The organism is Verrucomicrobiota bacterium (assembly GCA_037139415.1).
Lineage (GTDB): Bacteria > Verrucomicrobiota > Verrucomicrobiia > Limisphaerales > Fontisphaeraceae > JBAXGN01.
Map to the genome: position 1 here is coordinate 1 of JBAXGN010000077.1, position 13,212 is coordinate 13,212.

A 13,212-nucleotide genomic window follows, 5' to 3' on the forward strand; every position below is an offset into this window, starting at 1 on the left:
GCAGCCATAATCTGCTGGCGACAGACAATATCTATTTACGGATAAGCACTAAATATATCTTGAATAGTCGTTTCTTGTTTCATAATCGATTGTTCTTTAGGCAGGTGTTGCGATAGAGGGCAAAAGGTTTTGATCAGGGTGTGGTCGTGCTAGCGAGGATTCCCTTGTCACGGGCCATATTGAGAGCGTGAATGTTGTCAAAATATTGTTCCAATGCTACCAACTCGGCACGATTTTCCGAAGTGGGCTGATGGCCAACATGTATTGGTGATTTCATTTGTTGTGTTATTGCTACTCCTTCGGTTGACTCATTGCAATATTTATTTCAAAAACTTCCCGACAACACGCCCGATTTCTTAAGCAACTCGGCTGGCGTCTTTGCGTTTGCCTGTTTCATCATGGCCAGCAATACACGTCCGGCGGCCTCGGCGTCGGCTTGGGCGTGGTGGTGGTTAAACTCATGGCCGATGTGCGCCGCCAGGGTGCTGAGTTGGTGGTTGGGCAGGTCCGGCCAGACTTGCTTGGCGAGACGGTAGGTACACAGGTAATCAAACGCGGAGCATTGCAGGCCGAAATATTTCATGGTGGCGCGCAATCTTTCAATGTCGAATTGCGCATTATGTGCGATCACGATATCGGCACGGGTCAGGTGTTTCAGTAATTCCGGGGCGATGGCGGGGAATTCGGGGGCGTTCTTCACGTCGAACCAGGTCAGTTTATGGATTTCGGTAAAGTCCTCCCGAAACCAGCCGTGGCCTTTGGGCGGGCGCACCAGCCAATAGGGCGACTCAACCAGCGCGCCATCCTTAAATACCGCGAGCCCAGCGGCACAGATGCTGACGTGGGAACGATTGGCGGTTTCAAAATCTAGGCTGGTGATGAGCATGGCTTTTGCAAATTCTATGGGTTGGGAGGTTTTTGTGGTTTCGTACCCCCTCACTTTTTTTCTCTCCCTTGGGGAGAGAATTTTCGTTATCCGGCTGAGGGAACATATTTGAATGGTTGCGACCTACGCTGGGTATTGCCGTTGATTTAAGGGTGGAAAAATTAGCGGTTTCAAAATCGAGGGTGGTGATGTTCATGATGTCTCAAAGGTGGCCATAGTTGTTGGTGGGATCAGGACGCAACTCCTTCAGAGTTGGGGGACACCTGCGCGCCCGACCCAAGGTAGGATTGCCCCCCACTTTGCCCTTGGCCGATCCAACCGTTGGGCTTCGATGACGCAATCCCATTCGGGATTGAACACAGCCAGGTGATGCACCGTTAAGGTTGATGGTGATCATGTTTTTTCAATCTCTACAGGTTGGGATAACACTGCGGTTCCGTACCCCCTCACTTTTTTTCTCTCCCTTGGGGAGAGAATTTTCGTTATCCGGCTGAGGGAACATATTTGAATGGTTGCGACCTACGCTGGGTATTGCCGTTGATTTAAGGGTGGAAAAATTAGCGGTTTCAAAATCGAGGGTGGTGATGTTCATGATGTCTCAAAGGTGGCCATAGTTGTTGGTGGGATCAGGACGCAACTCCTTCAGAGTTGGGGGACACCTGCGCGCCCGACCCAAGGTAGGATTGCCCCCCACTTTGCCCTTGGCCGATCCAACCGTTGGGCTTCGATGACGCAATCCCATTCGGGATTGAATACAGCCTGGTGATGCCCCGTTAAGGTTGATGGTGATCATGTTTTTTCAATCTCTGCAGGTTGGGATAACACTGCGGTTTCGTACCCCCTCACTTCTTTTCTCTCCCTTGGGGAGAGAATTTTCGTTATTCGGCTGAGGGAGCATATAATTTAAAACAATCCCAACCGTTGGTAGTGGGTTTCATCTTTGGGGAAGGGATCGGTTTCCCGCCAGCCTTCCAGTTTAAGATCAGTGATAATATGTTGGCGGGCGGCTTCGGCAGCTTCGCTGCCCCACAGTTTGCACACCTCTTCAATGCCTGCCAGGTGATGGCGTTTCTTGCGGTGGCGCATACCATAGGGCGGTTGACCGGCGAATTCATCCAGCCAGCGATGCACTTCGGCATAAGGTTTGCCAAAGGTGTGCTGTGCCTCGATACAGTGTTGTTCAAAGGTGGGCATGGTTATTGTTTATTCGGGCAGATACTCATTTTCCAGCTTGGACACCAGTTCCTGGGCAAAGATATCCAACTCTACGGTAGTGGCGCGCAATTGATGCACCAGGTAGTTGTAACCGAACATTGACGGGATGGCGACCAGCAGACCGGCTACGGTGGTGACCAAGGCGGCAGATACTCCAGGTGCCATGGTGGCCAGGCTGGCTTCGCCCTTCATGGCGATGCCGCTAAAGGTGCTCATCACGCCCCAGACAGTTCCCAACAACCCCAGAAACGGAGCGCCGCTGACTGCGATGGCCAGTATGATCAATCCGGATTCCAGTTTGAGGGACTCCATGGCCACCGTGTTTTCCACGGCCCGTTTCACCAGTTCCATGCCTTTGAACGACACCCACTGGCGGGCGGCTTCACCGCTGCTACCAGCCTTGAGGCGGGTCTTGAGGCTGGAACAACCGGCCTGGTAGATGGCAAACATGGGGCAACCCTCAATGCTTATGCGCCGCTCATGCATCTCCATCACCGCCGATTGGCCGTTAAAACCGTCGGCAAAGTGGGTGTTCAACTTTCTGGCCCGGCGGATTTGCAGGGCCTTGGCCACCATCACCGACCAGGCGATAACGGAAAACAGGAGCAGCAGAAGAATGATGCCCTTTGCCTCCGGCGTCGCCTGCCGCCAGATGAAAGTCAGTTCTGTAAATTGGGTAAAGCCTAGCATAATTAAATGTGTGTTAAAATGAGACACTTTCATCGCAGGATGGCAAACGGCAAGGGGACATTCCCTCCTTGGGTTTGTTGCATAAATTTATGCTTTCGGAAGCCACTGTGGTTTCGTACCCCCTCACTTTTTTTCTCTCCCTTGGGGAGAGAATTTTCATTATCCGGCTGAGGGGGATGGGCTTGAAGGTTCGTGCTCTCATTTCGGTATGGCCGCTGATTCCAGAACACCCGAACGGTTTCCGGTAAAGCACAAGATACTGGTTTTAATTTCCTCATAGTAATATGCCTGATCGGGTCGTTATGTGAATTGAGCCAGGGTGCCTAAAACAATGCGGATGGAGGCTTTGGTTTGCGGGGTGAGATTGCGGTCGGTCAGGTCATCCGTTTGCAGTTTCCAGATTAATTCGTAGTTGAGGTCATGGAAGCGCAGTTCAACCTGACATCGCTCATCGTATTTGAGTTGGGATACCAGTTGCTCCAACTCTTTCTTCAGTCGTTCGGTATCGGGACCGGTGGCGGATTCGGTTTGTTTAAGGCGTGGCAGGAGGTTCAACACACCGGTCTTAATACTGTCGTCAACAACCATGGCCGGGAACTCGCTGAGAATTTGGATCGGCGAACTGTCAATCCCGGTCTGGCCGCCGGGCAGTGCCAGGACCAGGTAGGCTTTCAGGTCCGGATATTTTTTCCGAATCAGGTTGAACCGCTGTTTGGCGGCAGCAACCGCACTCTGTAATTGATCAGCATTTAGCATGGATAACACCATGCACCGGTATCGGCAGCGGATCAAAGGAACTGAATGTCCCCAATCTTTGTCCAGAAATGGGGTGTCACAAGAACAAGGCAGGAGGCGGACATGGCAAAAAAATTAGCTGGCAGAAAAATTATGACCAGAAGATAGAAGCTGGGAGTTTGGAGTTGGAACGGGGTGGGGAATTAAACCGCTAAACAGGCGAAAAACGCGAAATACATTTGCGGATTGAAAGCCCATCCAGACGCCGTTTGCGTTCTGTGACAGTTTTCTGCAAAAGCAATTGGGTTCCCATTTTTATGCCAGTTTATTTTTCTGCAAAATCGGCTTCCCATTTTGTTGCTGTTTTCAGTCTCCCACTGGCAATGCAGGAGGCGGACATGGCAAAAAAATTAGCTGGCAGAAAAATGAAACCAAAGAAGATAGGAGATTGGAGGCAGGGCACCAGTGAACAGTTATCAGTGAACAGTTATCAGTGAACAGTTATCAGTGAACCGCGGAAAAGATGTGTTGCGAATCCAATCCCCGTCGGTCAAGCGTGAGCCAGGTTATCAGTCAAGCGGTTTTCTTCTCGCGCCCGGTCGCGGGCTCGTTCTTGAAGCAGGCGCGTGAGCATACCGCCACCCGCAAACCGCCCATAAAGGGAATGAACCGCCTCCAAGGCGTCTTGTTCGCCCTTTACCGCCAGGTTGGTCTGGTCCAGAATACGGGAAATCTGCCTCCAGATTTCGCGTTTTTCGTCAACCGACAACGTCCGGATTTCTTCCAACACATGTTCAGCCGTTGCTGTCATAGCTTAAATTTACTGTGGGTCATCCGCCCGGTCAAGCGGGGAATAAATTCCGTCCGGAGACGGCTGATGCGTTTGGGACTAGTACCCGGCACCCAGCCAAGGCCGGCGCACAGGAACTCATGCTTCTTTTCACCTTTCAACCCAAGCCGTTTGGCTTCGGCATCGAGGTGACGCAGTTTCTCGGCATTCTGTTTCCGTTCGGTGATGCCTTCAGCCAAGGCGGCACCCTGACGCTTGGGTACGCGCACGCGATGCAGCCTGGCGATGGCGTCCCAGCAGATGTCCCGCTTGGGGTCGAACGACCAGTAGGCGGGGATGTGGATCATCGTGCCGTACGCCGAGAGGTTGACCGAGAGTTTGAAGGTGAGCGGGTGATCGTATTTCATCCCAAAGAGATTCCACCGCAGGCAAAACGCATCAAACACCGCCTGAAACACCGCCGCTGGGGAGCGCATGTTCACTTCAAAGGAAGGCCGCAAATTGCGCTCCACACACATGCTGCGCCGGATTACGCCCTTGTGCTCACGATAGGCTTCGACATCAAAAGCCGCCTTGATCCGCGCCCATTGCCGTCGTAACTCGGGATTGGTCTTGGTCTCCTGCGCGTGCTGATAAAATTTAACCTGCGTTTTGACCAAATTCTCGTAGGTGCCGGCATGGACCTGCTTTTCGTGATCCGCCACCGCTGTGCAGACGGTTTCGTTAGGTGGTTCCGGCAGCATTTCAATGACCAGTTGTTGCTGCGCGTTCAATTTCTTGCGTTTTTCCAACGTCGCCAGGCAATCCACCATCACATCCTGGATATTAAACGGCCAGAGCGTCGGAGGGACAAACATCCACAGGTATAGCGCGTGCAATGAAAGGACTGCGGTTTCGGTCAGCTTGGGGATGACTGCATGATAGCGGCGCAAAGCATCCTCCGCCCAGTTGGCCCGGTCAAAAGCGCGGGCTTTGAGCTTCTCCAAATCACGATCAAGTGCGGTGGTCATGGTATTTCGGCGGTTGGTTAAGCCTTTCCATGCGTCACTTTCGTTTCAAACTCCAGCGGCCTCGCCGCCAGACCTGAGGGACTTTCACCCCCGGCTACACACCGCTTCTCCGAGCTTATGATTTTCCCTGCCGCACCTGTTCCTTCTTTTCCTCCAGTTCGTTCTGGAAGGTTTTGCGGTCGCTGACGAGTTGTTTCTCGAGCTGCTGGACTTCCTCGGGATCGCCCTTGTCATAGGCCTTGGCCAGCTTGCCCTTGATGAAAATTTCGCGGTCGGCCACCTTGGCCTTGTATTCGGCCTCCAATTCGGCCAGGCGCTTCTTCTGTTTATCCGTCACCTTGACGGTGGGCGACTGTTTGGACAGCCGCTCCATGGCTAATTCATACGCAGATTTCATGGGTTTATTCGCTTAATTCGTTCATTCAACTAACGACAGCATGGCACTGTTCGCTGTCTCGGGCAAGCGTCTTCGACAGCACGTTGTTACCGATGCACCGTCGTGCCGTTCTGATTGAATGCAGCCTAAATCGTCAGCAACAAACCGAAGTGCTTTATCCAGAGGCCAACCTGACCTCGTTGACTGTTTTATCCAGCGTCCGCGCAAAAAAACTCTATTTCTGCTGCACCGTAAACACCGCGGCCTTGGTAAAGCCGGATGGATTGAGGGTGGTGGGCAACTTTTGCCAGTACAATTCGCCACCAGCGCCTTGCTTGCACCGGAAGTACCCCAGCAGCATTCCTTTGTTCGCATACAGCGGCTGATAGAGCGGCACATCGCCCCAGACGGAGATGCCCGTGGTTAGCGCGACCGCCGTGCCGTCGCTGAGTTTGCCACTGGTGGTCGTAACGCCGGTCGGCGCGACTTTGATGGTCAGGGTGCCCAGATTATTCGTATCCGTGATCACATACGTCCCCTGGAACGCATTGGTTTTGGCGACCACTTTCCGATCCGCCATCAAACCGGCCTGCCAGCCGCCCACCGGGCCGACATCGCCGTACATCCCCAGCGAATCCGGTTCCACCTTGATCCGCACGCGCAGTGCTGGCTGCGTGCCGCGCGCCACCCAATTGGTGGCGTAACCGGCCGCATTAAAGGCGCCGGACAACGGATAACTCTTGCCCTGATTCAGCAGTTGGCCGGTGTAGCTCCCTTTATCCGTCAGCGTCAGCTTCAACGCCCCCGAGTTGGTCCAATCCGTGCTTTCGTAACCGAGCGTGAAGATTCCCTGATAATCGCCCTTGTCCGCGATGAAGCGGTTGGTGACGAAGTTCGCCGTAAGCTGCAAATTGGGGCGCATTTTAAATACCAGGTTCGGATTATTGGTGACTACCGCGCCGTTCGCCACCCAGTTGGAAAATATCTGGCCTGCGGCGGGCACCGCCTTAATGGAATAGTTCCGGCCGATTTCCAGCAGCATATTATTCATGGCGGGCAGGATCGTGCCCGCCCCGGTTTGGCTGACGCTCAACGCCGAGGTTTGCACGATGACAAACGCCACGCTGCTGGTGCGCGAGCAATTTCCAGACGCATCCACCGCGTAAGCCCGCAGCACGTTGGTGCCGGCGACCACCCATGCCACATTGGTCCACGCCTTGGTGCCAGTGACCACGTCAAACGTCCCGCCGTTGATTTGGCAGAATACTTTATCCACGCCAACATTGTCCGCCGCCGTGCCCCGCACGGTAACAATCGAGCCATTGGTGAGTATCCGTTGACCGGGTGTCGGAGTGGCGATCACCACGGACGGAGGGGTCTTATCCGTGGTGCCTCCGCCACCACCTTTGGTAACATCCACGCCGCCGATCACCCCGCTCACCAAAACACTCGTGGTCCGCGTCTGCGGCACACCGGGCACGGTGGTTACGGTTTCAGATTTCACTGCGCCGACATTGGGCGCCAGATAAAAGGTCATTTGCGCGGTGCTGGAGATGGATTGGCCCATGACCGTCGTCGTCGTCGTCATGGTCTCCACCACCTTCAAACAATTATTAAACGTTCCCGCCGGAACGGTCACCGACCCGCCCGCACTGACCGTTCCGCTGATGGTGACGCTGGCACTGGCACCCGAAACGGTGAAGTGGCTCGTGCCGCTGAATGAGCCCTGAGTGGCCAGGGCGGACTCGGTGATTGATAAGAGCGCGGGCGAATAGACGGTCGAAACGCCCCCCGCCACCACGTCGTAGCTCACGACACTGCCGCCCGAGTAGCCAATGTGCGCGACACTGGATAAACTGCCCACCACCGTGGTAACCTTCAGCGCGCCGGGATACCCGCCATCTCCGCTCGCGTACGTTGTCGTGGCGTTGCCACTGGTGGAGCTCATGGTGTAGTGGTCGCCCACGTGCATCGGCCAGTAGGTTTGCAACGCCCCACCCTGCACATTAGGAGAAATCAGCCACAACGGCAGAAAGCCGACGGTCCAGATCAAGTTCTTGAATAATTTCATACGTCATTTCCTCTATTTTTAGTGTCGTTGTCCCACACTTGCCGTTTCCGCACGGAAAGAACTGACACAACTTCCACTCCTTACATATAAAACTATTGGCAAAAAACAAAAAATGGAGCCATTCATTTTTTGTTTAATGGTAACCTTATTTTGATGAAAAAGGCGGCCTATGCCTGATTCCAAACCGCTCACTTCAGCATTAAAAACTATAGTTGTTGAAGCAACCCGGCAAGGGCCGCTTGGTTGCGCAACGGCAGGCCGATGGCCAACCGCAGGCGATTGGTGGCTGGCAGGCGTTCTGTTGGCGTCAAACGTGTAACGGCATCAGGAACATGGCCGCGCAAGGTCTGCCGTTCTGCGCTCCATGCGGACGTGAACGAGAACAACAGCAGCCAGCCCATAAACCAGGTGCTGATTGAGACCAGTGTCGTTGAACGTCCTGCACTGCCAGCCAAGCTACAACCGCCCCCTTCGGAATGCGGAACAACCGCATCCTTATCCTGACTCCATATCCCATACTCACTCATAACCAAAGATGTTGCACAAATCCAATAGCGCAAGGGGCGGAGACCAAGGCAAAGATATGTGTGCTTGGCACGGGAAAAGTCCGCGCATCGTACAAGGACGCCCACCCGTTTTTTATCAAGCCAGCCTTACCAGTTGCCCGGCGTCCCCCTCACGTATCATGCCACACGGTATTCCTCGCGACATTCCGCGCCCAAAGCTTGTCAGACCCGTGGGAGTCAGATAGGCTCCTGGCCGATGCGTCTGTTACATCAATACCTGCTGCGCGAATTTCTGGTGCCGCTGGGATTTTGCTTATGCGGCTTCCTGATCTTTTGGGTGGCATTCGATTTGTTTGGGCAAATGGACGAGTTCCAGCGGGCCGGGCTGAAACCGTTGGATGTGGCCCAATATCTCCTGGTGACCTCGCCCGATATTCTTGGGCGCGTGGTACCGGTGGCCTTGCTGCTGGCCATGCTGTACGCCTTGACCAATCACGCGCGCCACAACGAGCTGACGGCGATGCGGGCAGCGGGACTCAGCCTGTGGAACTTGGGCATACCGTATTTCGGCGTGAGCCTGGCCTGCGGTTTTCTGTTATTTGCAGTGAATGAACTGCTGTTGCCAGACAGCGCCGAAATGGCCGAAGGCATCCTCAACAAATACACGGTGCAGAGCAAGCAAGGCGCGGCGAATCAATGGGTAAAAAACCTTTCCTTCATCAACGCTTCCGAGATGCGCACCTGGCAGATTGGAGCCTATCACATGCAGACCTACGAGATGCTTCGCCCGCACGTGGACTGGAAGAAACCGGACGATTCCCGGATGGAATTGTATGCCGAGCGCGCTGTCTATGGCAATGGCATCTGGAATTTCTTCCAGGTGCAACAGATTCTGTATCCGCCCGGCGCGCTGGTGCCGTCCCGCTTGACCACCAATTATCTCGCGCTGCCGGAGTTCACCGAAACGCCACGCCAGATCAAGAGCGAAATTAAAATCAGCGCCATGTCCAGCCTGCGGGAGATGCGCGGGGCCTCGTTGTCGCTGATGGAAATTCTGGAATATCAGCGCTGGCATCCCGAGGCGCGCCGGGATCACCGCCTGAACACCAAGTTTCATGTCCGTCTGGCCGCGCCCTACACCTGCCTCATCGTGGTGCTGATCGCGATCCCATTTGGCGCGGCATCCGGCCGCCGCAACGCCTTTGTGGGGGTGGCCAGCAGCATTTTTTTCTGTTTTACATTTTTTGTAGTGCAACGGCTGGGCGAAGCCTTGGGGCTGGGCGGACGGATCGACCCCTGGCTGGCCGGCTGGTTTCCAAACCTGCTGTTTGGCACCCTGGGCGCGATATTAACCAGCCGGGTGCGCTGATGGATTCACCGTGTTATGACTGATTCACTGTCCGATTTGCAACGGCGGTATGAGCGGCTGAACCTGTTGTATCAGGTCGGCAACGTCATTCATTCCACCCTGGACCCACAGCAGGCGCTCGACCTGATCCTGAATGAAGTGGTTCGGCTGACCCGCGCCTCCAGCGGTTCCATTGTCCTGATCAATCCCAACACCGGATTTCTGGAAATTGAGGCCGCGCACGGGCTGCCGCCAAATGCGCGCCAGATCAAGCTGCGCGTCGGCGAGGGCGTTACCGGCTGGGTGGCTCGCACCGGCAAACCCGCGCGCGTGGGCGATGTCCGCAAGGATCACCGGTACGTGATGCTGCGCGAAAATATCCGCTCGGAACTGGCCGTGCCGCTCTATGTCGAGGGGGAACTCCGCGGATTGGTGAATGTGGACTCGGAGAGCCTGGATGCTTTTACCGAGGATGACCAGCAGTTGCTCGAAGAATTATCGGTCCAGGCGGCCCGGGTCATTCACAATACCTGGTTGTACGAGCAACTCCGCCACAAGGCACGCCTGTTTGAATCCCTCGTCAGCGTGAGCCGGGCCATTAACTCCACCCTGAGTTTGGATGAAGCGCTACGGGTCATCACGCGCGAAGCCTGTCATTTGATGGACGCGCACGTCTGCTCCTTGCTGCTGCTGGATGAAACGCACGAATGGCTGGATGTTCGCGCCCATCACGGCGCCGGGCCGGATTACCTGAGCAAACCCCGTCTAAACGTGGCGGAAAGCCTGGTGGGCAACGTGGTGCGCCGGCGCAAAGCCGTCCAGGTGGCCAACGTGCAAACCAGCAGCCAATACCAGAACCTGGACGTGGCACGCAAGGAAGGGCTGGTAGCACTGCTGAGCGTGCCACTGGTGTACGGGGCTCGCGCCATCGGCGCGCTAAACGTCTATACCGGCCAGGTACATACGTTTTCCAACGAGGAAATCGTGATCCTCGCGGCGCTGGCGGAACTCTCGGGCATTGCAATTGAAAAAGCCCGCCTCTACGAGCGGGTGGTGAACCTGGAAGAACAATTGCGGCAAAACGAGCAACTCTCCGCCCTGGGCCTGCTGGCCGCAGAGGTCGCCCACGAAATCCGCAATCCGCTCACCGTGATGAAGATGCTGTTCCACTCCCTCGAATTGAAGTTTGAACCGGACGATCCACGCGCCCGGGACAAGGAGGTCATCGTCGAGAAAATGGAGCATCTCAACCGAATCGTGGAAAAAATCCTCGACTTCGCGCGCTGCTCGGAACCGCAGTTGGGCCCGGTGGACCTGAACCAAGTGGTGGACGACCTCAGCCTGCTGGTGCGGCATAAACTGCGCCAACACAAGATTGAGCTGGTGCGGGAGACGGACCCCGAACTGCCAGCGGTTCGCGGGGATGCCGCGCAACTAAGTCAGGCGTTTCTCAATCTGACCTTGAACGCCGTCGAGGCCATGCCGAACGGTGGCCGGTTCACCATTCGCTTGCGACGGCTGCCACGCTCCACCCGGGTGGCCTCGCACGTCGCGGTGGAGTTCGAGGATAACGGCGAAGGCATGACGGAAGAGCAACGAAACCGCGCCTTCACTTCGTTGCTAAACACCACCCGCACGCGCGGTACCGGCTTGGGATTGGCCATCGTCAACCGCGTCGTGGAAGCCCATCGCGGGCACGTCATCGTGAAATCCCAGCCTGGCAAGGGCACTCGCTTCCGCATTACCCTGCCGGTCAAAGGGTGAACCGAATTCAAGTTTAGAAGCTCGACAACCGGACGGATTGCTTCTATTGGTATGCGCATGATGCGTTTGATGCTATCAGTATTGGCAGCGGCGAGCCTAGTCTGCGGCTGCGCGACTCAAACTGGACGCCAGGCAAAGTTGCCCGAGACCGCGCCGGGAAGCGGCGAAGCCGGGTCGTTTATCCTGGAGCAGGCGTTGACATTTGCCGCGCGTCCAGTGAAAACCAACGATCTGCCGGAGATCACCGGCCAATGGCGCTATTCCAAGGACGAATACGGTGCCACCGTGTTGATGACCCGTGAACAATTCTTTGAAGCGGAGGCCTTTCTGCACCAACTTTTTGGAAAACCCGAGCGGGAGCAATGTGAATCGGTCTATGGTGGCATCCTGGCCACCTATGACGCGGCGTCCATCGGCGCGGAAGTTCTTTACGGGTACGACAACGAAGGCACGCATATCTCCGTGTTAAAGGCCATGACGAACGAGGAACTGGCGACCGCGCTTAAAGCGCATCCCCAGGATAAACGCTTTTTACGATCGTTGGAGTATCACCGTTAAGCTGCCGGCGGCCCGGTCCCCCGGTCAACCTATCGCCTTCGCTTTGCAGGGGCGCAGAAATAGCCGCCCCGCACCCGCACCGCCCGCGCGCCACCGATGGAAGGCCCCTCGGTTTTACCCGCTTCAAACAACGCCGTATAACGGTAGTCAAAATTCTCCAGTTTGACCCGTTCGATGGAGCGACCAATAAACCGTTCAATGGCGGAGACATGCATGGTATCTTCGGCCACCATCAAGGTAAATGCATCCCCGCTGGCCTCGGCGCGTCCCGTGCGCCCAATGCGGTGAACGTAATCCTCCGGATGCTGGGGCACGTCGAAATTAATGACATGACTGACATTGGCGATGTCCAAACCCCGCGCCGCAATATCCGTCGCCACCAACACCTCGAAGCGTCCGGCGCGAAAACCGTTCAAGGCTTCCTCCCGCTCGCGCTGGGTGCGGTTGGAATGCAGCACCGCCACGGCGTGCTGATTCTTCTTCAGAAAACTCGCAATGCGATCCGCGCGGTCCTTGGTGCGGCAGAAAATGATGACGGAATCGTAATTCACGCGATCCAGCAGCGCCTGGAGCAAATCGGATTTTTGATAATCGCTCACCGGGTAGATGACGTGTTTGACGGTCTCCGCCGGGGTGCGGCGCGCGCCAATCTCGACGGTCTGCGGGTCCTTCATCGCCCACGAGATCAGGGTCTCGATTGCGGGCGGGATCGTGGCGGAGAATAGCGAGGTATGCCGCGCGCGCGGGCATTTTTCCAAGATGGTCCGCACATCCGGCAGAAAGCCCATGTCCAACATCCGATCCGCTTCATCCAACACGGCGTATTGCACCGCGTCCAGATGGCATTGCCCCTGGCGAATATGATCCAGCAGCCGCCCCGGGGTGGCCACAATGATATCCGTGCCTTTGGCCAACTCGTCGCGTTGCCGCCCGTAACCCACGCCGCCGTAAACAACGGTGACAGTCAAATCGGTAAAGCGCGCCAAGTCCCGGAACGCCGTTTCCACTTGGGCGGCAAGTTCCCGCGTCGGTTCCAGCACCAGCACCCGGGTACGGGTTTCGTGATGGCCCAACTTGGTAATGATCGGCAGTGCAAAGGCCGCCGTCTTGCCGGTGCCAGTCTGCGCGCTGCCAATGACATCCTGGCCCGTCAAAATCAAAGGAATCGTCCGCAACTGGATTGGGGTCGGTTCCGTGTACCCCATGGCCTTCACACCTTCCATTGCCTGCGCCGAAAGTTTTAACTGAGTAAATCCCATATAA

Annotated in this window: 14 protein-coding genes; 4 read left to right on the top strand and 10 right to left on the bottom strand. The window is 55.8% G+C overall.

Annotated features, from left to right (window positions below; genetic code table 11):
• Positions 1–325 precede the first annotated feature (325 nt).
• The 4 genes from WCO56_14660 to WCO56_14675 all read right to left on the bottom strand — a co-directional run bounded on the left by WCO56_14660 (position 326) and on the right by WCO56_14675 (position 3,547).
• Positions 326–886, bottom strand: coding sequence for a 3'-5' exonuclease (locus WCO56_14660; GenBank protein ID MEI7730812.1), 561 nt, complete (start codon positions 884–886; stop codon positions 326–328).
• Between the two features lie 903 nt (positions 887–1,789).
• On the bottom strand, positions 1,790–2,080 hold the full coding sequence (locus tag WCO56_14665) for a hypothetical protein (GenBank protein ID MEI7730813.1): 291 nt from the start codon (positions 2,078–2,080) through the stop codon (positions 1,790–1,792).
• 9 nt (positions 2,081–2,089) lie between these two features.
• The gene (locus WCO56_14670; protein MEI7730814.1) at positions 2,090–2,791 is read right to left on the bottom strand and encodes a MotA/TolQ/ExbB proton channel family protein; all 702 of its coding nucleotides are present in this window, start codon (positions 2,789–2,791) and stop codon (positions 2,090–2,092) included.
• Between the two features lie 300 nt (positions 2,792–3,091).
• On the bottom strand, positions 3,092–3,547 hold the full coding sequence (locus WCO56_14675) for a hypothetical protein (GenBank protein ID MEI7730815.1): 456 nt from the start codon (positions 3,545–3,547) through the stop codon (positions 3,092–3,094).
• A gap of 296 nt (positions 3,548–3,843) precedes the next feature.
• On the opposite strand from WCO56_14675, the gene WCO56_14680 reads away from it, so the two are divergent.
• Positions 3,844–4,023 (top strand): hypothetical protein, encoded by a 180-nt coding sequence (locus WCO56_14680; GenBank protein ID MEI7730816.1) that lies wholly within the window; start codon positions 3,844–3,846, stop codon positions 4,021–4,023.
• Between the two features lie 53 nt (positions 4,024–4,076).
• On the opposite strand, the gene WCO56_14685 is transcribed toward WCO56_14680, so the two are convergent.
• From WCO56_14685 to WCO56_14705, 5 genes are all read right to left on the bottom strand, one after another.
• A complete protein-coding gene (locus WCO56_14685) occupies positions 4,077–4,337 on the bottom strand; it encodes a hypothetical protein (GenBank protein MEI7730817.1) in 261 nt (86 codons plus the stop codon).
• Positions 4,334–5,326, bottom strand: a complete 993-nt coding sequence (locus tag WCO56_14690; protein ID MEI7730818.1) for a hypothetical protein — start codon at positions 5,324–5,326, stop codon at positions 4,334–4,336. The genes WCO56_14685 and WCO56_14690 overlap by 4 nt, the downstream gene beginning before the upstream one ends.
• 115 nt (positions 5,327–5,441) lie before the next feature.
• Complete coding sequence (locus WCO56_14695; protein MEI7730819.1) at positions 5,442–5,723, bottom strand: hypothetical protein; 282 nt, start codon at positions 5,721–5,723, stop codon at positions 5,442–5,444.
• A gap of 214 nt (positions 5,724–5,937) precedes the next feature.
• Positions 5,938–7,773: an Ig-like domain-containing protein gene (locus tag WCO56_14700; GenBank protein ID MEI7730820.1), complete on the bottom strand. Its 1,836-nt coding sequence runs from the start codon at positions 7,771–7,773 to the stop codon at positions 5,938–5,940.
• Between the two features lie 206 nt (positions 7,774–7,979).
• The gene (locus WCO56_14705; protein ID MEI7730821.1) at positions 7,980–8,300 is read right to left on the bottom strand and encodes a hypothetical protein; all 321 of its coding nucleotides are present in this window, start codon (positions 8,298–8,300) and stop codon (positions 7,980–7,982) included.
• A 235-nt stretch (positions 8,301–8,535) separates the two neighbouring features.
• On the opposite strand from WCO56_14705, the gene WCO56_14710 reads away from it, so the two are divergent.
• The 3 genes from WCO56_14710 to WCO56_14720 are packed head-to-tail and all read left to right on the top strand — an operon-like array spanning position 8,536 to position 11,949.
• Positions 8,536–9,648: an LptF/LptG family permease gene (locus WCO56_14710; GenBank protein ID MEI7730822.1), complete on the top strand. Its 1,113-nt coding sequence runs from the start codon at positions 8,536–8,538 to the stop codon at positions 9,646–9,648.
• 15 nt (positions 9,649–9,663) lie between these two features.
• The gene (locus WCO56_14715) at positions 9,664–11,391 is read left to right on the top strand and encodes a GAF domain-containing protein (GenBank protein ID MEI7730823.1); all 1,728 of its coding nucleotides are present in this window, start codon (positions 9,664–9,666) and stop codon (positions 11,389–11,391) included.
• Between the two features lie 57 nt (positions 11,392–11,448).
• Positions 11,449–11,949 carry a hypothetical protein gene (locus tag WCO56_14720; protein MEI7730824.1) on the top strand — a complete coding sequence of 167 codons (501 nt, stop codon included), beginning with the start codon at positions 11,449–11,451 and terminating at the stop codon, positions 11,947–11,949.
• Between the two features lie 29 nt (positions 11,950–11,978).
• Here WCO56_14720 and WCO56_14725 read toward each other — a convergent pair whose 3' ends face one another.
• Positions 11,979–13,208, bottom strand: a complete 1,230-nt coding sequence (locus WCO56_14725; GenBank protein MEI7730825.1) for a DEAD/DEAH box helicase — start codon at positions 13,206–13,208, stop codon at positions 11,979–11,981.
• Positions 13,209–13,212 lie beyond the last annotated feature (4 nt).